The 23,460-nt window shown below is 63.3% G+C and carries 18 protein-coding genes; 8 read left to right on the top strand and 10 right to left on the bottom strand.

The window, feature by feature from the left end; genetic code table 11:
- Window position 1: 1 nt before the first annotated feature.
- The 4 genes from ACOY6C_RS01255 to ACOY6C_RS01240 form a co-directional block, all read right to left on the bottom strand.
- On the bottom strand, window positions 2-571 hold the full coding sequence (locus tag ACOY6C_RS01255) for a protein-methionine-sulfoxide reductase heme-binding subunit MsrQ (protein WP_420903660.1): 570 nt from the start codon (window positions 569-571) through the stop codon (window positions 2-4).
- Between the two features lie 398 nt (window positions 572-969).
- A complete protein-coding gene (locus ACOY6C_RS01250) occupies window positions 970-2,214 on the bottom strand; it encodes an MFS transporter (protein WP_420903659.1) in 1,245 nt (414 codons plus the stop codon).
- Between the two features lie 29 nt (window positions 2,215-2,243).
- Entirely contained in the window at window positions 2,244-3,191 is a 948-nt protein-coding gene (msrP, locus tag ACOY6C_RS01245) for a protein-methionine-sulfoxide reductase catalytic subunit MsrP (RefSeq protein WP_420903658.1), read from the bottom strand.
- A gap of 208 nt (window positions 3,192-3,399) precedes the next feature.
- Window positions 3,400-6,678 carry an adenylate/guanylate cyclase domain-containing protein gene (locus ACOY6C_RS01240; RefSeq protein ID WP_420903657.1) on the bottom strand — a complete coding sequence of 1,093 codons (3,279 nt, stop codon included), beginning with the start codon at window positions 6,676-6,678 and terminating at the stop codon, window positions 3,400-3,402.
- A gap of 477 nt (window positions 6,679-7,155) precedes the next feature.
- Between ACOY6C_RS01240 and ACOY6C_RS01235 the strand changes: the two genes are divergently transcribed.
- From ACOY6C_RS01235 to ACOY6C_RS01210, 6 genes are all read left to right on the top strand, one after another.
- Window positions 7,156-8,265 (top strand): polysaccharide deacetylase family protein, encoded by a 1,110-nt coding sequence (locus tag ACOY6C_RS01235; protein ID WP_420903656.1) that lies wholly within the window; start codon window positions 7,156-7,158, stop codon window positions 8,263-8,265.
- Window positions 8,266-8,386: 121 nt separating this feature from the next.
- Window positions 8,387-8,794, top strand: a complete 408-nt coding sequence (locus ACOY6C_RS01230; protein ID WP_420903655.1) for a DUF4189 domain-containing protein — start codon at window positions 8,387-8,389, stop codon at window positions 8,792-8,794.
- A gap of 1,058 nt (window positions 8,795-9,852) precedes the next feature.
- Window positions 9,853-10,563 (top strand): DUF2461 domain-containing protein, encoded by a 711-nt coding sequence (locus ACOY6C_RS01225; protein ID WP_420903654.1) that lies wholly within the window; start codon window positions 9,853-9,855, stop codon window positions 10,561-10,563.
- Complete coding sequence (locus ACOY6C_RS01220; protein ID WP_420903653.1) at window positions 10,560-11,432, top strand: hypothetical protein; 873 nt, start codon at window positions 10,560-10,562, stop codon at window positions 11,430-11,432. The genes ACOY6C_RS01225 and ACOY6C_RS01220 overlap by 4 nt, the downstream gene beginning before the upstream one ends.
- A gap of 79 nt (window positions 11,433-11,511) precedes the next feature.
- Window positions 11,512-12,081: a peptide-methionine (S)-S-oxide reductase MsrA gene (msrA, locus tag ACOY6C_RS01215; RefSeq protein WP_420903812.1), complete on the top strand. Its 570-nt coding sequence runs from the start codon at window positions 11,512-11,514 to the stop codon at window positions 12,079-12,081.
- Window positions 12,078-13,754 carry a nitroreductase family protein gene (locus ACOY6C_RS01210; RefSeq protein ID WP_420903652.1) on the top strand — a complete coding sequence of 559 codons (1,677 nt, stop codon included), beginning with the start codon at window positions 12,078-12,080 and terminating at the stop codon, window positions 13,752-13,754. The genes msrA and ACOY6C_RS01210 overlap by 4 nt, the downstream gene beginning before the upstream one ends.
- A gap of 92 nt (window positions 13,755-13,846) precedes the next feature.
- Here ACOY6C_RS01210 and ACOY6C_RS01205 read toward each other — a convergent pair whose 3' ends face one another.
- Window positions 13,847-14,764 (bottom strand): LysR family transcriptional regulator, encoded by a 918-nt coding sequence (locus ACOY6C_RS01205; protein ID WP_420903651.1) that lies wholly within the window; start codon window positions 14,762-14,764, stop codon window positions 13,847-13,849.
- A 467-nt stretch (window positions 14,765-15,231) separates the two neighbouring features.
- Window positions 15,232-15,840 (bottom strand): transglycosylase SLT domain-containing protein, encoded by a 609-nt coding sequence (locus tag ACOY6C_RS01200; RefSeq protein WP_420903650.1) that lies wholly within the window; start codon window positions 15,838-15,840, stop codon window positions 15,232-15,234.
- 301 nt (window positions 15,841-16,141) lie between these two features.
- Between ACOY6C_RS01200 and ACOY6C_RS01195 the strand changes: the two genes are divergently transcribed.
- Together ACOY6C_RS01195 and ACOY6C_RS01190 are read left to right on the top strand one after the other, a co-directional pair.
- Entirely contained in the window at window positions 16,142-17,161 is a 1,020-nt protein-coding gene (locus ACOY6C_RS01195; RefSeq protein WP_420903649.1) for an efflux RND transporter periplasmic adaptor subunit, read from the top strand.
- Between the two features lie 79 nt (window positions 17,162-17,240).
- On the top strand, window positions 17,241-20,318 hold the full coding sequence (locus tag ACOY6C_RS01190) for an efflux RND transporter permease subunit (RefSeq protein WP_420903648.1): 3,078 nt from the start codon (window positions 17,241-17,243) through the stop codon (window positions 20,316-20,318).
- 178 nt (window positions 20,319-20,496) lie between these two features.
- Here the strand turns inward: ACOY6C_RS01190 and ACOY6C_RS01185 are convergent, their stop codons facing one another.
- Genes ACOY6C_RS01185 through accB form a run of 4 tightly spaced genes read right to left on the bottom strand, consistent with a single transcriptional unit; the run spans window position 20,497 to window position 23,447 of the window.
- Entirely contained in the window at window positions 20,497-20,976 is a 480-nt protein-coding gene (locus tag ACOY6C_RS01185) for a tetratricopeptide repeat protein (RefSeq protein WP_420903647.1), read from the bottom strand.
- Window positions 20,977-21,031: 55 nt separating this feature from the next.
- On the bottom strand, window positions 21,032-21,577 hold the full coding sequence (locus ACOY6C_RS01180) for a phosphoribosyltransferase (RefSeq protein ID WP_420903646.1): 546 nt from the start codon (window positions 21,575-21,577) through the stop codon (window positions 21,032-21,034).
- Between the two features lie 22 nt (window positions 21,578-21,599).
- Window positions 21,600-22,943, bottom strand: a complete 1,344-nt coding sequence (gene accC, locus ACOY6C_RS01175; RefSeq protein ID WP_420903811.1) for an acetyl-CoA carboxylase biotin carboxylase subunit — start codon at window positions 22,941-22,943, stop codon at window positions 21,600-21,602.
- Window positions 22,944-22,952: 9 nt separating this feature from the next.
- Entirely contained in the window at window positions 22,953-23,447 is a 495-nt protein-coding gene (gene accB, locus ACOY6C_RS01170; RefSeq protein ID WP_420903645.1) for an acetyl-CoA carboxylase biotin carboxyl carrier protein, read from the bottom strand.
- Between the last annotated feature and the right edge of the window lie 13 nt (window positions 23,448-23,460).

Raw genomic sequence — 23,460 nt, 5'->3', positions numbered from 1 at the left:
CTCAAGCGGAAGCCCGCACCCGCGCCACCAGCCGCCAGCCCAACAGCAGCGCCAGGATGGCGGCGTGGACGAGGGGCAGCCGGGTGTCGGCCTTGACCATCCAGTAATGGTGCGCCACCGCGAGCAGGGATGCCGGGTAGATGAGACGGTGCAGGCGCGACCAATACCGTCCCAACCGGATCATCCAGCCACGCGTCGAGGTGATCGCCAACGGCACCAACAGCACCCACGCCACGAAACCCAAGGTGATGTACGGGCGTTTCATCAGATCCTTCCAGATCGGCGCCCACGCCAGACCGTGGTCCAACACCGCGTACACCGCCAGATGGAGCACGGCATAAAAAAAGGCGCTCAGGCCAAAAGCACGCCGCCAGCGGATCATCCCGCCACACCCCGGCAGACGCCGCGCCGGAGTGACCGCCAAAGTCGCCAGCAACCACCACAGCGACCAATCCCCGCAAAAACGCATCACCGTCTCCACCGGATTGACGCCGGGCCCGACCACCAAAAAACGGGCCACCAGCCACACCAGCGGCAACACGCCGATCATCCAGGTCAGGCGGGAGATCATTCCGGATACTCCTGTCGGTTGATGTCGGGTTCGGTCATGGGGAATGCCGCGGCGGGTGGATACTGGAGCAATGAGCCATGGACGTTGCCCGTCAGGGCAATGGAGGGGACGAACAGCCCGCGGAAGACGCGTCGCCTTCGGCGGCTTGACTCCGTGCCATGTTCACGGCATCGTTTCGCCAAAAGCGCGAAACGATGCCGCAGCCAAGGCGCGCGCAGCGTTTTTTCGCCAAAAGCGCGAAAAAATGCTTTTTTTGAAGAGCGCGCTAAAAATCAAAGTCCCAAGGGCTTTGCCCTTGGATCCCACCGGGGGCGGTAACCGCCCCCCCGTCCCCCGTGATGACTGGAAACCAACCCGCTCCCCCGTCATGACCTGGACCCATCCCGCTCCCCCATCCCCTACCCCACCAACGACAACCGGTCCACCTTGCGCAACCCCGGAAACAACCGCGCCCACAACCCGGTCACCACCAACGCCCCAACCCCTCCGAACACCGCCGAACCCACCACCCCCAGATACCGAGCCGCCATGCCGCTCTCGAACTCCCCCAACTCGTTGGAAGCACTGATAAAAAGACCTGAAACCGCCGACACCCGCCCGCGCATGGAATCCGGGGTCAAAATCTGCACCAGATTCTGCCGCACGAATACCGATACCGAATCCGTCGCACCGATGCACATCAACGCCAACATCGACACCCACACCTCCCGCGAATAGGCAAACCACAACGTCGCCAACCCATACGCGGCCACCCCACCCAACATCCACACCCCGATATGACGCCGGATCGGATGCCACGCCAACCACAACGTCATCCCGCCGCCACCCAGACCCACCATGGTGCGCAACAATCCCAACCCCTCGGGTCCAATCTCCAGGATATCGCGCGCATAGGCCGGCAACAACGCGGTGACCCCACCCAACAACACGGCAAACAGGTCAAGAGAGATCGCCCCCAACACAACCCGACTGCCCCACAAATGAACCAACCCCTCGCGGATCATCACCAGGCGCGACCCGTCGCCATTCCGGGGCTGCGCGTCGATGACCATGGCAAGCAGTCGCAACATGGCCGCCAAAGAGAGCAGATAGAGTCCCAACGCCGTCGCACAGGCTAAAGTGGCAGAAAACGCACACAACACCCCACCCAGCCACGGACCGAGAATGATGCCACCCTGCACCCCGAGGGTGTTCCAGGCGATGGCGTTCGGCAGGATCTCCCGAGGGATCAACGCCGGGGTCAACGCCATGCGCGCCGGCATCTCGAAAGCACGCGCCGCCCCGAACAGACCAGCCAGAAAAAAGATCGTCGGGATCGATGCCTCGGACTGGGCAGAAACCACAGTAAACCCCACCGCGCACCCCAACTGCACCAGGGTACATCCCAGGAGAATCCGACGCCGGTCGTGACGGTCCGCCATGGCCCCCGCCACCAGAGCCAGCAGGAACATCGGCAGAAACTGCGCCAGACCCAGCAAGCCGACCAGATACATGCTCTCGGCCTCATCGAGGGTACGGCGCGCGCTCGCGTAGACCAACCAGGCGATCGTCACACCCTGCATGAAGGTCGCAACATTGCCCAGAATCCTCCCGTACCAGAAGATTCGAAACGCGTCATGTGAAAAAACCGACCTCGAGACCATCCAAAACCTTCCCGTCAACCATTCCGTGGTCAAAAATTCCGTGTCAGATCCATTCCCTCGTACAGCCTGGCCACCTGCTCGCCGTAACCGTTGAACATCAGGGTATCCTGTCGCCACAACGTACCGATGCGCCGCTCCTTGCTCTGATCCCAACGCGGATGCGGCACCGCCGGGTTGACATTGGCATAAAAGCCATACTCCTCGGGCGCATGGGCGTTCCAGGAGGTGACCGGCTGCTCCTCGGTGAGGGTGATGCGCACGATCGACTTGATGCTCTTGAAACCGTATTTCCACGGCACCACCAGGCGCAGCGGCGCGCCGTTCTGATTGGGCAGCCCCTTGCCGTACATGCCGACCGCCAGAATGGTCAGAGGATGCATCGCCTCGTCCAACCGCAAACCCTCCCGATAGGGCCACGCCAGGATGTCGCGGCTCTGCCCCGGCAGACGCTCCGGGTCGTGCACGGTCTCGAAGGCGACAAAACGGGCCGAGCCGCCCGGTTCGAATCGCTTCAACAGATCGCCCAGCGGAAATCCGACCCAGGGGATCACCATCGACCACCCCTCCACGCAGCGCAAACGGTAGACCCGCTCCTCCAGGGGATGGGGTCGCAACAACTCGTCGAGCGCCACCCGTCCCGGACGCCCCACCGCGCCGTCAATCGTGACACTCCAGGGATCGACCACCAGATGATCGGCCCATTTGGCCGGATCCTCTTTGCCCAGACCCAGCTCGTAGAAATTATTGTACGTTGTCGCAGACAGAAACGGGGTCTCTTTGTCGGCAGTGGTCACCACGCCGGAACGCACATCGGGCAAATCCTTCCCCGCGGCGGCCAGGGCATGCCAGGGATCCAGACCCAGCAGCGCGCCCACCCCCACCCCCGCCGCCGCGCGCATGATCTGGCGGCGTTGTCGGAACAACCCCTCCGGGGTAATTTCATCGGGGTGGATCTCGGGATTCCAGCGCATCGGCATGGTGGGAGACTCCTGATTGAACGGAACGGGCCAAGGGGGCGCGTGGCACTTCACCAAACGCACACGGGAAGGACGCTCACCGCCCGATCGTTTGCCGGTCGCGACGAGACGCCGCGCCAAACGCACACGGGGGAACGGGTGTTGATCCCCGCTCCCCCGTGGTGGTCGCTTCATTCCTGTCGTGCAAGGGAACGTTCGCGTTCCGGCCTCACCCCGGACCACCCGACTCGACGCGATGTCGTTCCATCTCTTTTTCGGCGGCCTCGGCAACGGCATGCCGACCGCACAGCCGATAGAGCCGGATCGCCTCCTGGAACGCCTCTTCCGGCTCGCCGTGCTCCTGGATGCGGATGCGCGCCTCGATCAGGGCGCACTGCGCCAGATCGGGCGTATCGTCGTTGGCGGTGGCGATGGCGCGCGCCTCCTCCATGAGTTTGCGGGCCTTCGAGGGGGCGCCCATGGCCAGATGCAGCTCGCACAAAGTCCAGAGATTGGAGACCACCTTGCGGGTCAGATTGAGCTGCCGGTGGATGCGCAACGCCTCCTTGAGCGCCTTTTCGGCCTCGGTGAGACGGTTGAGACGGTTCAGACAGGCCCCTTTGCGCATCAGGGCGGTACCCATGCCGAAGGGATTTTCAATGCGCTGCATGATCTCGTGGGAGAGATCGAAAAATTTAAGCGCCTCCTCCAGGTTGCCGATCTTCTCCTGCAAGAAGCCCAGCGACAGGTAAAGGTTGGCGGTCTGCCGCTTGTCGCCGAGTTCGGAGAAGATCTTCAAGCTCTTCTGGTTGTACTCAAGGGCCTGCTGGAGATCCCCCTGATGTTCGAAAATCACGCCGAGATTGTTGCAGACCAACGCGATCTGCTCCTTGGCGTGGTGGGATTCGAAGATCTCCAGAGCCCGTTTGGCCCGTGCCGCCGCCTCTTCGCGCTGGCCGAGACGGTTCAGGATCCAGCTTTCATTGGTCAGCAGCAGCCCCATCTCCACCGAATCCGGGAAGGCGGCCAGTTCGATATGCGCCTCCTCGTAGACGGTCATGGCCTCCTGGTGGTTCTCCTGTTTCTCGTGCAGCCGACCGATGCGGCGCATGTGGTCGATGCGGATCAATGGATCGACGATGGTGGCGATGATCTCGCGTCGGCTCTTGATGGCCAGGGTGAATTCGCCGCACAACTCCTGGACCTCGGAGAGGGCCACCAGGGTCGTCAAGAGCGGAATGGCGGGATTCGGCAGGTTGCGACCCAGTTCGACCGCCTTGTCGAGGGCGGCGAGGGCGGCGGTGTTGGCATAGGTCTCCTGGGCCTTCAGGCCACTCTTGACCAGATAAAAATAGGCCCGGTCGGCGTTGTCGGCACGCAGGTGGTGTTGAGCCAGGATCTCGAAGTGGTCGTCGAGACGCGAGGCGTAGAGGGTTTCGATCTCGTTGGCCACGGCGGCGTGCAGCTCGCGCCGTTTCTTGTGGAGCGGAATCGAGTAGATCGCCTCCTGGATCATGATGTTGCGGAAGCTGTATTCGATCTCCGGGAAGGATTTGGACTCGAAGATCAAGCCCATCTCCACCAGTTTGGCCAGACCTGGTTCCAGGTCGGTGTTGTGGAACAGCCTCTGGAGCAGGGACAGACGGAACACCGGTCCGATGACGGCGGTGGTGAGCAGCACCTCCTTGAGGTCTGCCGGGAGTTTGTCGATGCGGGCGATGAACATCCCCTGGATCGAGGAGGGGATGGTCACCTCGTCGAGATTCTTGATGATGCGCGGCGCCTCGCCGGGGACCAGTTCGACGATCCCCTCCTCCACCAGGTTGCGCACGATCTCCTCGATGAACATCGGATTGCCGTCGCCGCGGTTGCGGATCAGGTGCAGGACCGACTCGGGCACCTCGTCGGAGTGAAGCAGCCGGCGGGTCAGCTCATCGCACTCGGCGGGGGTGAGTTGTTTGAACTGGATCTCGATGGAGAGGTCGTCAAGCTCCTTGTCGGCGATGAGGGGCAGCTTGTTGGAGGGGTGTTCCGGCTGAGGACGCATCAGCAGCAGCAGCAGGATCGGCGCCTGTTTGACGCTTTCGAACAACGAGGCGATCAACTCCACGGAGGTGGCATCGGCCAGGTGGAGATCCTCAAGGGTGAGGATGAGGGGCTTGCGCGCGGCCAGGGACTGGAGGAACCAGCCCACCGAGCGGAAGATCCCCATCTTGATCTCCTGGGCGCTCATCTTGTCGAGTGGCACGTCGAACTCGGCCCCCAATTTCAGGCCCATGGCCGCGCCGATGAACACCATGGCGCGCCGCGCCTCCTCCGAGAGGGTCTCGGGTTTAAGGCCGAGCAGCAGGGGCAGGTTGGTGACCAGTTTGTTGGTCATCGACTCCTCGAGATCCTCGGAATCGATGTCAAAGATCTGGCGGAACAGTTCGATGAAGACCGCGTAGCTGGTATCGCGGTTGAAAGAGCGGCAGATCCCCTCGAGCACCTGGATGCGCTCGCCCTTGAGGAACTGTTTTTTCAGTTCCTGGTGGATGCGGCTCTTGCCCACGCCCGCCGGGGAGATCAGGAAGGTGACCAATCCCTGGCCATTGGCATGGCGTTCCATGCAGGCGCGCAGGGTCTCCATTTCGCGACCGCGCCCGACCAGCGGGGTGGTCGGCTGGCCGGTATCGTTGCTCTGTTCCTGGCGGCTCTTGGCGCGCACCACTTCGTAAACGGCCACCGGATCCTTCTTGCCCTTGACCTTGATGGGGTCGTGGCGGATGAACTCGAAGTGCTGGCGGGTGAGGTTGTAGGTGTAGCCGGAGACGAAGGTTTGACCGTTCTTGGCCAGGGATTCGAGCCGGGCGGCGAGATTCACCGTGTCGCCCATGACGGTGTATTCCATTTTCTTGTCCGATCCCACCCCACCGGCGATCACCATGCCGGAGTTGACGCCGGTATGCAGGGCGAGGGGGTTTTCGATGCGCCCCTGGAGACGGGTATTGTACTCCTCCATCTCTTTTTGCATGTCGAGGGCGGCGCGCAGGGCCAGTTCCGGATCGTTCTCGTGGGTGACCGGCGCGCCGAAGATGGCCATGATGCAGTCACCGATGAACTTGTCCACATACCCTTCGTAGCGGTGAACGATGTCGGCAAGCATCTTCATGCAGCCGTTCATGATGTTGGTGACCTCTTCCGGGTCCATCTTTTCGCTCATGGCGGTGAAGCCGGAGATGTCGGCGAAGAGCACCGTGACATTCTTGCGTTCCGACTCCAGCGGCACCGGGGTGGTCTGGGAGCCACCGGCGGCGGAAACCGCACCCGGAACCATCATGGCCGAGGTCGGCGTCGCCACGCGACTGGTGGAGGGAACTGGCAAACGCATGCCGCATTCGCCGCAATAGTGATCCTCCAGGGCACGCGGGGCGCGGCAGTGGGGACAGACGGCGATCATGGGGAAACCGCAACGGGTGCAGTAGTTGACACCTTGACGGTTGTCCAGTTGGCATTGGGAACAGTTCACCGTGGTATTCCTGTAGATTCAAGGCAATGATAGAAATAAAAGAGAAACGAATGGACGGCCCGGAGATTCCATGGCCTTCGGACTCACACCCTTCCATAGATTAGCACGTCTCCGACCCGCAAGGAAACCATCTCCTTGCATTTGGCACGCCCAGGATCTGGTCTGATCCATTTTTTTTGGAAATCTCAAAAAACAACTTTCTCCCCACGGGTCAGGACAGCTTGTCATCCAGCGTGGGAATCGGTATGATGTTTGCTCTTTTCGAGTCGTCTTGGGTGCGGTTCAATCAGCCCCCCCACGGCATCACCCGGATGCGCACGATTTTCGAAAAAAACTCTCAACCCTTGCTTCACCCAGTGCTTCGCACGATGACTGGCCCCTTGGCCCGCATCGGCTGTTCGGCATGGATCGGACAGCCTCTTTACACATTCGACATCCATCCTGACTCTTTTTAAAGTGGCCCTTCGCTCGTTCATCATGCCCAATTCCCATGCCCTGGCGCGAAATCTCGCGCTGTTCTGGTTTCTGATCGTCTCCGTGCTGCCCCTTTCCGTGGCGCACGGCAAGAGCGAGGAGTCGAAGGCAGGCGTCAAATACGCCAACGTCTCTTTCACCCCCCGGTTTCTCTATCCGGGTGGCGAGGTGGTGATGTCCGTCGATACCCTCTCGCTCCCCGAAGAGCGGATCATGTCGCTCACCTTCGACGACGGACCGGACGAACGGGATCTGGAGGTCGCCGCGCTCCTCAAGAAGCACGAAATCCCGGCAACCTTCTTTTATATCGGGAGCAAGGTCAAGCTGTTCCCGGAGGTGGTCAAGGAGGTGCATGCGAACAAGCATGAGATCGGCTACCACTCGTTCCGCCACCAACGGGTGAGCTGGTTCTCGTCCGAAAACCTGAGCAGCGACTTCCGCCAGGGCAAGGAGGCACTCTCCCGTCTCGGCGTGCCACTGACCCTGTTTCGTCCCCCCTATGGCGAGTTCAACGACCGGTTGGTGCATACCGCCAAGGATCACGGCATGGAGACCGTGCTCTGGACCATCGACTCCCGCGACTGGACCGGCATCACCCCGGAGATCATGGCCAAAAACGTGATTCGTCAATTCCATCCGGGCGCGGTGCTGCTGTTCCACAGCCCGCACATCAACACCCTGCGCGCCCTGCCGGCGGTGCTGGCCGCCGCCGAGCGCGAGAACTACCGTTTCGTGTCGCTGGGCGAATGGCGTCAGACGGTTCTGACCGCCAACTGCCGCAAGGCCGGACGCTCCCCCTGCGTGGCGGGACCAGTGGTTGCCGCACGTCAGCCCGCCAAGAGCGTCGAGCCGCCGCCCGCCGCCCGCGCGGTCGAACCGGCCACCCGTCCGGCCCGCAAACCCGCCACCACCCCGCCCGCCGCCCGCGCCGCCGCGCCGGAACCGGAGTCGGAACCGGTCGAGGAGCACCCGCCCGCGGCCCTGGAGACCGAACACGTCGATTCGGACGAGGACCCCCCGGCCATGGCCTCGGAGATTCCTTCTTCGACCCTGACGCGGGTGGTGGAACCGCTCTCCCCGGTACTGACTCCGATCAGCGTGGTGAGCGAATAGGCTCGATCAGGCACACCGACCCATTTTTCGCCAGACTTGGCCCGTACCCCACCCGTGGCGCGTTTCACGGCTGGAGGTTCCCATCAATCTTGATCCGACCGTATTCGCCAGGAGGAGCCCCATGTCCCCTTCCATCGCGCAACGCTTGATTCTGTTGGTGCTTCTGTTGATCTCGGGCGATCTTCTGGCCGCCGGCGCGATCGCCATCGACGAACGGGGCCGGCGCGAATCCATGGTGACCAATTTCCCCACCCAACGTCAGGCGGACCGCGAGGCGATACAGGCTTGCGGCCATCGCTGTCGGATCGCGGGACGCTTCTCCAACACCTGCGCCGCGATCGGCTGGCCGAAACACGGTGGCGCCTGGGTCTGGAGCGATGGTTTCCGCAGCAAAAACGCCGCCGTCAACGCCGTGGCACGCCGCTGCCGCCAGGCCACCGGCGGCCACGCCTGCCGCGTCCAGGCCCAGTGCGACGGCGCATCCGATTACACCCCGCCCCACCACCACCGCCACCACGGGTATCGGTGATCCCCTTCGCTTGACGCCTCCCCGTGGCACGCCGACCCCGCGCGCCACGGGCGACGCATCACGATATCCAGCTTGAGCGACATCGGGAACAGGCTCCACCTCGCCCATCCGGGAACAGGGCTTTCCCGATTTTTTTTGCGCACGAATATAATATAAATAATCATTAAAATTAATCTTAACCCAAGATCTCACGCCCAGGACCCATTCCAACAGGAAAAATATCGGCATACAAGGATGACTTGCAGCCACATTGAAATCGCGTTTTCCCCCTCAGGGAAGGTTTGCCCTTCGGGGATGTGTTGTCGTCCGGGTTCATACTCCAGATTCTGGAGGAGCAAAAAGCGACATTCCGTGACCGGGTGTTCTCACCTGTCGTGACCCTGGCTGCTTTCATTGCCCAGGTGCTCAGCCCGGATCATTCCTGTTGCTGGGCGGTTGCCCAGGTCGTTGCGGAGAGGGTTGCACAAGGAAAACCACCTTGTTCACCTGGGACCGGGGCCTACTGTCAGGCAGGTCACAGGCTCTCAAAAGAATGGATTCTGCGTCTGTTACGTGCTGTTGGGGCCAAACTGCATTTGGCCACCCCATTGCCGCCGCGTAGGCGGCCAAGAGATTCGGTTGCTTGTGGCAATGGCCGGAGCGCTGATTTGCCGCCGCGTAGGCGGCCAAAAGAATTTCCTTGGTCGGATAGTACATCTTCAGGCGGTTTTCCGCCGCGTAGGCGGCCAAGAAAATGACATCAACTGGGCAGGGTTGCGCGCTGATGTTTGCCGCCGCGTAGGCAGCCAAGAGAGCAGGGTAAAAAGGGCGCTGATGTGACTGTCGTTTGCCGCCGCGTAGGCGGCCAAGAGCACGTGGAACGGGCGGCGGGAGGAGGGATGACGCTTGCCGGTTCAGACCTCATTTGATACCATCTCGCCCAACACCTCGGAAAAAATTCTCGATGCCATGGGTCGCAACCCGTTGGATTGACGCATCGACCAACTCCAAACGGCGGCCCGGCAGCATGGGATCGCCTGCCGATACAACGATGGAAGTCATACCGAGGAGTCACCACCATGACCACCGGTTTCACTCCGGACACGCTCCGTTTTCTCGTCGATCTGCGCGAGAACAACACCAAAACCTGGTTCACCGAACATCGGGAGAGGTTCGATCGGCATGTGTTGAACCCCATGGCCGAGCTGGTGGGAGAGCTGGGACCGGCCATGCTCGACATCGATCCGGATTTCGAAACCCGTCCCCTGGTCGGCAAGACCATAGCCCGCGTTCATCGGGATACCCGCTTCTCCCGCGACAAATCCCCCTACCGGACCAACCTGTGGTTCTCCTTCAAGCGCCCTTTCAAAACCTGGCAGGAGAACCCGGCCTTCTTCTTCGATCTGGGCATCGAGCAGTGCCATTACGGCATGGGGTTCTACGCCGCCTCCCGCGCCACCATGGACCACTTACGCGCCATGATCGACGACACCCCGGAAGAATTCCTGGAGGCGACCGCGCCGGCACGGGGACAAACCCGTTTCTCCCTGGCGGGCGAGATGTACAAAAAATCCCTCAACCCGAAACTCCCCCCGGAACTGGCCGACTGGTATCAACGCAAGACCCTCTACCTCATGCGCCGGGAACCGGTGGGCGCCGAGCACTTCGGTCCCGGATTCGCCGACCGGCTTCGGGAGGATTTCACCATCCTGGCGCCGCTTTATCACCTCTTCTGGTCGCTGCGGACGGATAACGGGGGTGGCTCTGGCGCGCGCCGGAACGGGGCATGACGGGGGGCATGCGCGGAGCGACGCATGGCTGGCTGGCCATGGCGCTGATGCTCACGGTCGCCCTGGAAGAGGCCTCGGGAACCCCCCTCGATGCCGCCGCGTGGGCCCGCTGGCTGCCGGCGACGGTGCGACCTGGCGGATTCGCGCCCCTCTCCCCTCCGGATGCCGAGCGGATGGAGCTGGCGTTTCGCGACACCATGCGCGGCAGGGACAACCGGGCGGATTGGAGGCGACTCGGGTTCGAGCTTGCATGGCCCGATTCGGCAACCCTGCTGATCGGCGAACGCGCCAACCAGGGACAGGGACTCTATCTGCTGCGTCCGGAGCGGACCGGAGGGGTGTTCATCCAGGCGCCGCACCGCTTTTTCGACCAGGGAACCGGAGAGATCACCCGGCGGTTGTTCGAACGCGGCGGGGTGGCCGGCGCGGCCTGGAACACCCGGCACCGTCACGAAACCCCACACAGCGATCTGGCCCATGTGGATCCCTCACCCTTCACCGCGTTCGGGCGCGCCATCGCCGCCACCCATCCGCATGCGCGCATCGTGCAACTGCATGGATTCGACGAGAAAAAGCGTGCCGCTCACGACCCGCGGACCTCAGATCTGATCGTCAGTTCCGGCACCAGGCAACCCTCGGCGCCGGTCGAAAAGGTGGCCAAGTGTCTCAAGCAAGCCGATCTGGGCACGGTCAGCCTCTATCCCACCGAGGTGGAGATCCTCGGCGGCACCACCAACGCCACGGGCCGGGCGGTGCGCGCCATGGGATTTCCGGGCTTCATCCACCTGGAAATCAGCCACGCCCTGCGCAATCGGCTCCTCGCGGACCCGGACGCCCTCGCCCGGCTCGACGGCTGTCTGGCGGGGTGATGAGGCCCGAAGCGCGAACCAAACCGCGCGGCGGCGTGTCAAAACAGTGCAACGACTCCTTTCTCCCGCGTCAGAGGTCATCATGCCCGCATCCACCCTGCATGCCGTCCTGAACACTCCCCTCGAGCCCCCCTATCCGGAAGGATCTCAAATGGCCACCTTCGGCCTGGGCTGCTTCTGGGGCGCGGAACGACGGTTCTGGCAACAGCCGGGGGTCATCACCACCGCCGTGGGCTATGCCGGCGGCCAGACCCCAGATCCCACCTACCACCAGGTCTGCACCGGTCTGACCGGCCATGCCGAAGTGGTCCTGGTCGTCTTCGATCCGACCCGAATCGGCTACGCGGCGCTCCTGGCCCTCTTCTGGGAGAGCCACGATCCGACCCAGGGGATGCGTCAGGGCAACGACATCGGCACCCAGTACCGTTCCGTGATCCATGCCCACTCCGACGAACAACGCCAGATGGCCCTCGCCTCCCGTGATCGCTTCCAAACCCGGCTCACCCAGGCCGGGTTCGGTCCGATCACCACCGAAATCCTCCCCGCGCCCCCGTTTCATGTCGCCGAGGCGTACCATCAACAGTACCTGGCCAAGAATCCGCGCGGCTACTGTGGACTGGGCGGCACCGGGGTGAGGTTCGCATCATGAAGCGCGACGACGCCACCCCAGGCGAAACGGTCCTGGCCTATCACCACCACTCCAAGCACCAGCCGGACCGCCATGCCCCAGGTCCGGGCCACCTCGACTGGGCCAACCAGCCCGATCCGTTCCGCACCCACGCCGGCGCGCCGCGGATCCAGCTTCCCCTCGTGGCCGACCGCCTCACCTCCAGCTTCGACGACCTTTACGCACCACCGGGACGGATCCCGGTGGCCCCGGTACATCTGGCCTCCGTGGCCGCCCTGTTGGAGCTGTCCCTGGGTCTCTCCGCCTGGAAGGTCCACGGAGAGACCCGCTGGGCGCTGCGCTGCAACCCCTCCAGCGGCAACCTTCACCCCACCGAGGGGTATGTGATCCTCCCCGATCTCCCCCCGGAAGGGAGCAGCCCGCGCATCGAGGCCGGGGTCTATCACTACGTCAGCCGCGACCATCGGCTCGAGCAGCGCCGCGCCATCACCCGCGACGAACGGGCAGACTGGAACGCCCGGTTCCCGCCGGGAAGCCTGCTCATCGGCCTGACCTCGATCCCGTGGCGCGAGACGTGGAAATACGGGGATCGGGCCTTTCGCTACGTACAACTCGACACCGGCCACGCGATATCCGCCTTCCGACATGCGGCGGCCACCCTCGGCTGGCGGGCACGGCTCCTGACCGCGCCCGCCACGCGCGACGTGGCGCGCCTGCTCGGCGTGCTCACCAGCGGGGTGAACTTTGGTGACGACGGCACAACCCCCGAAGCCGAGGAGGCCGAACGGCTGCTCCTGGTCGAACCGGCCAGCGCACCCTGGCGTCCGCTGGGCGCGGAGGTGGTTGCCCTGGCCGATCTGGCGGCGCGGGGTCCGTGGCTCGGGCTGCCCAATCGTCTGAGCCGCCGCCATGGCCATCACTGGCCGCAGGTCGAAGCCATGACCTTGGCGACCCTGCAACCCCGCCTTCCCGAGCCACCCCCCTGGGCGCCTCTCCTGGAGACTCCCTTGCCGGCGGGCGCATCGTCCAAGGGGGCGGCCTCCCTGATCCGGCAACGGCGCAGCGCGCAACGGTTCGATCCCTCCGCCACCCTCCCGGCATCGGCCTTGTGGCGTCTGCTCGACGCCACCCTGCCGCGTGCCGATCTGGCCCCCTGGGATGCCCTCCCCTGGGCGCCCCGGATCTTTCCGGTCTGCATGCTCCATCGGATCAGCGGGGTCGAGGCCGGATTGTACATCCTGGTACGGGATCCGCATCGCCTGGATGGGCTCAAGGCCGCGCTCGGGGAAGAGCTGGCATGGTCAGCGGTCACCGGGGCGCCGGACCATCTGCCCTTGTACCGGTTGCGGAGCGACTCTCTGGAAGAGACGGCCTATTGGATCTCCTGCCAGCAGGAGATCGCCTCGGACGGGGTGTTGACGTTGGGGATGCTCGGGGAGTTTCCGGAAGGGTTGTCATCCGAACCCTGGCTCTATCGACAACTCTACCAGGAGGCCGGGATGGTGGGACAGACCCTCTATCTGGAGGCCGAGGCCGCCGGCATGCGCGGCACGGGCATTGGCTGTTTTCTGGACGATTGGTTTCACCAGACCATCGGATTGCGCTCGGCCCGTTTCCAGAGTCTGTATCACTTCACCCTGGGACGCCCGATCGTTGACAGCCGTCTGCGCACCGAAGCGCCGTATGGGGTGTGAGGGGGCGGGCGCCTCCGGCAAGGCGGGACCGGGGGAACGTGACGAACGCCGTCCCGGTTCCCCCGATCTTGATCCATTCCGAAGCAGGCGGATCACCCCTCTTCGGGCAACTCCAGAAGCGACTTGACCTGCTCGCGCAACCAGATGTTGGGCGGACTCTTTTCGGTGCGCGGATGCCAGGCGATGGCCATGCGCAATGCCGGGGTATTCACCGGAACCGGCGCAACGCGCAAGTGGAGGGGCTTGGCGATGCGCTTGGCCACCCGATCCGGCAACACCGCGATCAGGTCGCTCTGCGCCACCATGAAGGGGATGTTCCCCAGCGAGTAGAGCCGCGCCTTGATGCTCCGCGACCGTCCCATGTTGGCCAGGGCCTCGTCCACCACGGTGCTGGTCATGCCACGCGGATAGAAATGGATATGATCCGCAGCCAGAAACGACTCCAGGGTCAACTTGCCGTCTGGAATCAACGGATGATCCTGACGGAAAATGCAGACGAACTGCATCTGGAACACCCGATGCAGCAGGATATTCGGCGGAACCCACTGGAAACGGCTGAACACCAGATCCGCCGCGCCGCTCTCCAACACCGTGCGCTCGTCCTCGCCACCGATATCCACCAACTCCAGAGCCACGCCCGGAGCCTTCTTGCGCAACAGATCCACCAACGGGGCCAACAACAGAACCGAGGCATAATCCACCATGCCGATGCGGAACAGGTGTTGCGCGTGAATCGGGTCGAACCGCTCCTGATTCAACGCCTGCCGCACCTCCTTGAGTGCCCGCTCCACCGGTCCGGCCAGTTCCAGGGCGCGTGCCGTCGGCTCCATGCGCAGTCCGATCTTGACGAACAGCGGATCATCGAAGATATCGCGCAAGCGTCGCAATGTATTGCTCATGGCGGCCTGTGTGATGCCCAAACGTCGTCCCGCGCGCGTCACCCCCCGCTCGGTCATCAACACATCGAAGGCCACCAGGAGATTCAGATCGAACCGAACCAAATCATGCATGGGTTTACCCTTCCTGCCCGTCGTGAATACGATGGGTTCCGAAAATAAATTTACCCTGGATCCCGATCGTACGATAATTCATGGTATAAGCGAATGCAATCATAGAAACGTATTCCGCTCATCACTTCTGATCAGATGGCGCCAGGCGACTTTGTCACCCAGCGTTGTCGCGAGCCGGCCCGGTACGCGTCTCCCCCCTCTGGGACCCTGATCCTGGCCGGCTCGTTTTTTGTTTTCGTCCGCCCCGCTCCCGCCATGCCGGATCCCACCAACCCACCCTCGATTCCCCTCCACCCTGGCGTGTCGCACGACTGTCAGACCTGGCGTGTCGCACGACTGTCAGACCTGGCGTGTCGCACGACTGTCAGACCTGGGGTGTCGCACGTCTGTCAGCCCTGGGGTGTCGCACGTCTGTCAGACCTGGGGTGTGCATGCCGATCACTTTTCTGGCAAGACAATACAAGGTATCAGAAGAACCACCCACCCCTGCCCTTCGGCTCCTCTTCCGGTCGGCAACGCAGCAACTGCTGCCGGTACTTCTCGGCGTTCTTCTCGACGCGACGCGCGGTATCCAGAAGCCACCCCTTGCTCGCGAAGGTGCGCCGGTTGTAGCCCTGCTGCCCCTCGTGATAGGCCAGATACTGGGCGCGCACGTCATCCTTGGCGATGCCGCACTTGCGATGGCTTTGATCCACGTACCAGCCGACGAAATCCACGGCATCGGCGAAGTTGTCCCGATTCGCGTTGCGGGCACCGGTATTTTTCTTGTAGTTCTCCCAGGTTGAATCCAGGGCCTGGGCATAGCCGAAGGCCGTGGACTGGCCACCCGGCACGAACCAGAAGAGTTTGGAACGGGGTGGACGGGCGTTATGGCGAAATCCGGACTCCTGATGGATGATCGCCAGCTGCACATGAATCGGTGCGCCCCATTTTTTCGCCACTTTGCGGGTTTCGTCGTACCACCCGTTCCGATCCTCGAAGATGGCGCAGGCGTCGTTGACTTTCTTGAGCGGACGCGACGCGGGCGGGGTACTGGCGCAACCGGCCAGCAGACCACAGACGATCATACCCACCATCAGACGAGCACCGGATCCGAAGCGTCCCCCTCCCACGTTTGACGATCCCACCCTCAACCGAAGCTGTTAAGTTTTACAAACAGGCCGGTACACAGAAAACACAAAGTCATTATACGCTAGCTATTGCTTGCAAGAATGCGAACGAACACCACTTTTTATCGCACAAACACGAAAAAAACGCAACACCCCATAGTGAACAATTATCAACAAACCAAATATTGATCCGCTCGGCATAACCTCCTACACTGCCGGATGCCACGCTTGAAATCGTCCGCTTCACGAAAACGAGGATGCTTGAGTCATGAAATGCCCATTGCCGGGTTGGTTGTTCATCCTGTTCTGTCTGCCTCTCCCCTCCCAGGCCGACGAACCGCTCCAGGTCACCACCAAACCCCTGGAAGCGGTGCTGATCCACCCCCGCGAGGAGGCGCCCGCCGAATCGCGCGCACTGCTGGATGGTTTGATCACCGCCCAGGTTGGCGCGACCGTCGTCGAACTGCCGGTACAGGTAGGGGATACGGTCAAGAGCGGCGACCTGGTGGTGCGTCTGGATCCCTGGGCCTACCGGCTGGCGGAACGCCGCGCCGCAGCTGAACTGGATGGGCTGCGCGCCCGCCTGGAGACCGCCCGCAAGCGCGCCGAACGGGCCCGACAGTTGCACGCGCAAAAACAGGCCTCCGAAGAACGGGTGGAGCAGAGCGAAAGCGAGGTCAAGGAGTTGGCCGCCCAGGCGCGTGCCGTGGAGGTCTCCATGGAGGATGCGCGCACCCGCGTCGAAAAGTGTCTGGTCAAGGCCCCCTTCGACGGGGTGGTCGTGCAACGTCAGGCCAGAGTGGGGATGGATGCCGCGCCCGGCACGCCGTTGGCGCAACTGGTGGACCATCGCCATGTGGAACTCTCCGCGACCATCGCCTCCGGACGCATCGACAGCCTGACCCGCGCCCCATCCTGGCACTTTTCCCACGAAGGACGCGACTATCCGGTGAAGCTGCGCGTGGTGGTGCCGGTGGTCGATCCCGCCAGTCGCGCCAGGGAGGCCCGTCTGCTTTTCACGGGTGATCGACCGGTTCCCGGCGCCGCCGGTCGCCTGGTCTGGTCGGATGCCAGACCCCATCTTCCACCCTGGCTGCTGGTGCGCCGCGACGCCACCCTGGGATTCTTTCTCGCCCAGGGGGACAAGGCGGCGTTCCAACCGCTTCCCCAGGCCCTGGAAGGCCATCCGGCCCTGCTCGATCCCCTCCCGGAAGGGACGGTGGTGATCTCCGGACGCGAATCCCTCACCCACGGCGCGGCGATCCAGCCCATTCCGGCCCCGCCCTGAACCCCGCTCCCATACCCCAGGTTGGCGCGCGTGGCCCGACCACGATCCGATACCCTTGCAACCCATGAGCCCCTCCCCCATGATGCGTACCTTTCTCGGCAATCACGTCCTGGCCAATGTCGCCTTCGTCCTGGTGCTGGTGCTCGGCCTGCTCGCCTACGGCCAACTGCCCCGGCAACAGGATCCGGACATGAGCTTCAACTGGATCAGCCTCGTCACCATCCTGCCGGGGGCCTCTGCCGAGGATGTGGAAAAACTGGTCACCGACCCCCTGGAAGAGGCGCTGCAAAAGATCCCGGACATCCGCTTCGTCATGTCGAGCAGCAGCGATGCCACTTCCAGCATCCTGGTCCGCTTCCAGGAGATGGATGACCACACCTTCGACAAACGGGTCACCGATCTGCGCCGCGAAATCAACCACAAACAACGGGAAATCCCCACCGAGGCCGAGGATCCGGTGATCCTGGAGATCACCAGCGCCAACGGCTGGCCCACGGTCATGGCCGTGGTCACCGGCGAGGCCGATGACGAAACCCTGCGCCAGCAGGCGCGCCGGGTTCAAAAGGATCTGGAACGGATTCCGGGGGTCGATCAGGTGATGCCCCTCGGGCTGCGCGATCCGGAACTCCAGGTGCGCTTCGATCCGTTCCATCTGGCCCTGCTCGGCGTGGATCCCACCCAACTGGCCGGCACCATCACCGCGCGTTTTCGGGATCTGGCCGGCGGGGCCGTGGCCATGGGCGAAGGCAATCGCATGCTGCGCTATCAGGGAACCACCCCGGATCCCGCAGAACTGGCCACCTGGCCGGTCATGGGCCGCGAGGGGGAGTTGCAGCTCAACCGCCTCGCCGAGGTGGTCCGGGACCGCAAGAAGGCCGACCGCATGGTGCGCTATCAGGGCAAGCCGGCGATCTTCCTCTCCGTCACCAAACGGCCCGGGGTCAACTCCCTCGATCTGACCAACCACATCAAGGCGTACCTGGAAAGTCGCCAGACGCTGAAAGAGCAAACCGGCGTCCAGACCCTGCTCGCCGACGATCAGACCGCCATGGTCAAGAATGCCCTCTCCATCATGGAGAGCAACGCCCTCATGGGGCTGATCCTGGTCTTCCTGTCCACCTGGCTCTTCCTCGGTCTGCGCATCTCGCTGTTGGTGAGTCTCGGCATCCCCTTCGCCCTGTCCGGCACCTTCATCATCCTGCATGCCCTCGGCCAGACCATGAACGTCATGGCGCTCCTCGGGGTGGTGATCGCCCTGGGGATGCTGGTCGATGACGCCGTGGTGGTGGTGGAGTCGATCGCCCTGCGCCTGGCCAACGGCGTCCAGGCCATGGATGCCGCCATCGCGGGACTCCGCGAGGTCTGGATCCCGGTCGCCTCCTCGTCGCTCACCACCATGGCCGCCTTCCTGCCCCTGATGCTCCTGCCCGGCATCCTCGGCAAGTTCATGAAGATCATCCCCATGGTGGTCTCCCTGGCGATGCTCCTCAGTCTGGTCGAGGCCTTCTGGATGCTCCCCGCCCATGTGGCGGCCATGAACTGGAAGCACGACCGTCCGCCCACCCGCATGGAGCTGTGGCGCGCCCGCCTCATGCACCGCATCCGCATCCTCTACGTGCGGCTGTTGATTCCCGTGCTGCGCCGCCCCAAACTCTCCATGGGAACCGCCTTCCTGGGCCTGGCCCTCTCCATCGGCGTGGTGGCATCCGGCATGATCCGGGTCGATTTCTTCGCCATGGATCCCATGCCGCTCTTCTACGTCAACCTCAAGATGCCCGCCGGCTCCTCGCTGGAACGGACCATGACCACCACCCTGGAGGCCGAACGACGGGTGCGCGCCGGCCTCAAACCCGAGGAGACCCGCACCGTGGTCCCCTACGCCGGGCAGATGATGACCGATACCGAACCCTTTTTCGGCGACCGTTTCGGACAGATCCTGGTGAGCCTGACACCCGACGCCCAAAAGCGCCGCTCGGTGCGCGAGATCATCGACGGCATGCGCGCCTCGGTCCTGGCCACGCCGGGACCGGACAACATCACCTTTCTGCCCATGTCGGGCGGACCGCCGGTCACCAAGCCGATCAGCGTCAAGGTGCGCGGCGATGACTACACCCAGCTGCGCGAAGCGAGCGCCGCGATCAAGAAGATCCTGGCCGACATGCCGGAAGTGAGCGACATCACCGACAACTTCGCCTTCGGCAGCCACGAACTGGTGCTGCGTCCGGATGCCGACGCCCTGCGCCGCGCCGGGGTGGATGCCGCGCTGGTGGCGCGTTTGACCCGTCTGTTGGCCGATGGCGAGATCGCCGCCTCTTTCCAGCACCAGGGGGAGCAGGTCAAGGTGCGGGTGATGGCCAAGCCCACCAGGCCGCACGGGGTCGAGGAGATCCTCAACCTGCCGGTCGCCCTGCCCAACGGCACCTCGACCACCCTCGACACCCTCACCCGCCACGAAACCCGCCAGGGGGTGGATACCATCCACCACTACAACTTCCGCCGCGCCATCACCATCGAGGCGGAACTCGATCGCACCCGCATGGATGTGGTCACCGCGAACCAGCACATCAAGAAGGCGTGGGCCGGACTCCACACCCGCTTTCCCGGCGTGGATCTCGACTTCTCCGGCATCCTGGACGACATCCAGGAGTCGATGGACGCCATCGCGTGGCTGTTCCTGATGGGATTCGGCCTGCTGTATCTGATCCTCGGCACCCAGTTCAACAGCTACTTTCAGCCGCTGTTGATCCTGACCACCGTGATCCTGGCCTTTGTCGGGGTGGTGTGCGGATTGCTGATCACCGGCCATCCGCTGAGTCTCTACACCCTCTACGGGGTGGTGGCCCTCTCGGGGATCGCGGTGAACGCGGCCATCGTGCTGATCGCCGCGGCCAACGACCGCCGCCGCGAGGGGATGGGCCCCCTGCACGCCATGATCTATGCCGCCCGACGCCGCGTGGTGCCGATCCTCATCACCACCATCACCACCATCGTCGGACTGCTCTCCCTGGCCATGGGACTGGGTGGGAAATCCCTGCTGTGGGGACCGGTGGCCACGTCGATCGTGTGGGGATTGGGCTTCTCGACCCTGTTGACGCTGTTTCTGATTCCGCTGCTCTATCTGATGTTCAACCACGGTAAAAAGAAACGGGCTTCGTGACCGGGCCGGCGCCAGCTCGTGACCAGGCCGGCGAGCGGACAAACACCCCGGCCACGCGGCAAACACCGCCTCCAGGTCACTCGGGGCTTTCAGGTCACGCGGGGCTTTCAGGTCACTCGGGGATCTCGTTCATGCCGGGAAAAGGTCACTCGGGGGGTTCGTTCATGCCTGGAAAAGGTCACTCGGGGATCTCGTTCATGCCGGGAAACTTGTTGGCCCACTGCCGGGTCAACTCCTGAGCCTGCTGGATCTGCTCGGGTTTCAACTTTCGCCCGATCGCATCGCGCTTGGCCGCCGCGGTCTCGTCGCCATTCAGGGCGGCCAGATTGTAAAAGGCATAGGCCTGCACGGCATTCTTGCCAATGGCGCGGCGTCCACCCACGCCCTGTTCATACATCAGGGCCAGTTTGCTCTGCGCTTCCGGAAACCCCTGCTCCGCGGCCTTCTGGAACCAATGGCGCGCCAATTCCAAATTGAAACGAACCACTTCGCCCTTGCGGTACATCTCGCCCAGGGCCAACTGAGACTCCGCAATGCCCAACTCGGCGCCAAACCGGGCCATCCAGAAATCGAGTTTCGTCTCGGCATACGCGGCGGGATACGACACGGTGAGGACCAGGGAGACGACCACCACAGAAAAAAGATGCTTTTTCCGCATATTGGCCTCAATCCATCCGCCATGGAAACGACGTTGCAACCATGCGACATCCCGCTCAGGCCAGATCGGGGGTCGGCTTCCACCAGGTGTAGACGCAAGGAAGTCCGCGGAACCGTTGATGCTCATCCATGCCATAGCCGACCAGTCGCAGGTCGGGCACCTCGTAGCCGAGAAAATCCAGCGGCAGGGGTTCGGGATCGAGCACGGTCTTGTGCAGCAACACGGCAATGCGGATCGAGGCGGGTTGACACGCATCGGTCAACCAGCGATGCAGCCGCTTCAGGCTGTCGCCGCTGTCCAGGAGGATATCCACCAGGATCAGGTCACGCCCGCGCAGGAATTCCTGATCCTCGACGGTCATGACGATGCGCTCCTCCTGGGAGCGGGTGTGGGCGAAAACCACCGGGATGGGTCTGGAGAGATGACGCAGCAGGTCGCTGGCAAACAGGAACGCCCCCTTGAGCACCACCACCATCACCGGTTCCCGGTCGGTCGCCGCGGAAGCGATCACCTCGCGGTTGATCCGTTCGGCCATGTCGGCGACCGCCTGCTGGATCTGTTCGGCATCCAGCATGACGGTCATGTGATCCAATGCCTTCATCGCGCACTCCTCCCCTGACCGGTCAGCCATCCCGCTTGAGAAAGCGGCTCAAGAAATTCAGATCATAACGACCACGCACAAAGGCGCTGTCGCGCAGGATGCGCTGATGCAACGGCAAGGTGGTCTTGACCCCGCCGATCACATACTCATCCAGGGCGCGGCGCATGCGCGCCACCGCCTCGGTGCGATCCGAACCGTGCACCACCAGCTTGGCGATCAGGGAGTCGTAGTAGGGCGGAATCCGATAGCCGGAGTAGGCCGCCGAGTCCACCCGCACCCCACCGCCACCCGGCGGATGGTATTCGGTGATCAGGCCGGGGGATGGGATGAACCGTTCCGGATCCTCGGCGTTGATGCGACACTCGATGGCGTGGCCGGTGAAACGGACCTGCTCCTGGGTGATGGCCAAAGGCAGCCCGGCGGCGACGCGGATCTGCTCTTTGACCAGATCCAGACCGGTGACGTACTCGGTGACCGGGTGTTCGACCTGGATGCGGGTGTTGACCTCGATGAAGTAGTATTTCCCTTCGGATTGCAGGAACTCGAAAGTGCCGGCCCCGGTGTAGCCCACCGCCAGGGCAGCCTTGGTGGCCAGACGCCCGAGATGTTCGCGCTCCTCCGGGGTGACCATCGGCGAGGGGGACTCCTCGAGGAGTTTTTGATGACGCCGCTGCAACGAGCAGTCGCGTTCGCCGAGATGGATCGCGTGGCCATGTTTGTCGGCCAGGATCTGGATCTCGACATGGCGCGGGTTTTTCAGGAACTTCTCGATGTAAACCTCGTCGTTCTTGAAAAACTGCTGGGCCTCGGTGCGGGCCACGGTGTAGCTGTTGATCAGGGCGGCCTCGGTGTGGACCACCTTCATGCCGCGACCACCCCCGCCGCCGGCGGCCTTGATGATCACCGGAAAGCCGATCTCACGAGCCACCTTGACCGCGGTCTCCTCGTTGGGAATCGCCGAGGAGGAGCCCTGCACCACCGGGACGCCAGACTCGATCATCGCCTGACGGGCGCGCACCTTGTCGCCGAGCAGTCGGATCACCTCCGGTTCCGGACCGATGAAGGTGAGCCCCGAAGCCTGGATGATCTCCGCGAAGGCGGCGTTCTCGGAGAGAAAACCGTAACCCGGATGGATCGCCTGGGTATCGGTGATCTCGGCGGCGGCCATGATCGCTGCGACGTTGAGATAGGAGTCCTGCGAGGGAGGCGGACCGATGCAGACCGATTCGTCGGCCAGTTTCACATGCATGGCCTCGGCATCCGCAGAGGAGTGGACCGCCACGGTCTGGATGCCAAGCTCCTTGCAGGCACGATGGACCCGCAGGGCGATTTCGCCGCGATTGGCGATCAGGATTTTGTTGAACATGGGCATGGGTCAGCTCGGCTCGACCAGAAACATCTCTTCCCCGTATTCGACCGGGGTGGCGTTCTCCTTGATGATGCTCACCACCCGGCCATTCACCTCGGATTCGATCTCGTTCATGAGTTTCATGGCTTCGATGATGCACACCACCTGACCTTTTTTCACCACGTCGCCCAGTTTCACGAAGGGAGCGGATTCGGGCGAGGCGGATTTGTAGAAGGTGCCCACCATCGGCGCGGTGATGGCCACGGTGGTCTCCTTGCCGTCGTCCTGGGAGGAGGAGGGCATGAAGGGGGACGGCGGCGGCAGGGCGACCGCCGGCACCGCCATCGGCGCCGGTCGGCTCATCGGGGGCGGCGCAAGCGGTTGCGGCATGACGGGCGCCGTCTGGGCGGTGGCGCGGGTGATGCGCAACGAACGCCCCTCCTCCTTGATCTCCACTTCGGCCACGTCCGTGTCGGACAGAAAGCGGATGAATTGTCGAATGTCTCTCAGATCAAAAGCCATATGACCTTCCTCA

Origin of the sequence: Candidatus Magnetaquiglobus chichijimensis, from assembly GCF_045865675.1 — a bacterium.
GTDB lineage: Bacteria > Pseudomonadota > Magnetococcia > Magnetococcales > Magnetaquicoccaceae > Magnetaquiglobus > Magnetaquiglobus chichijimensis.
This window is presented reverse-complemented; position numbering and strand designations above follow the sequence as displayed.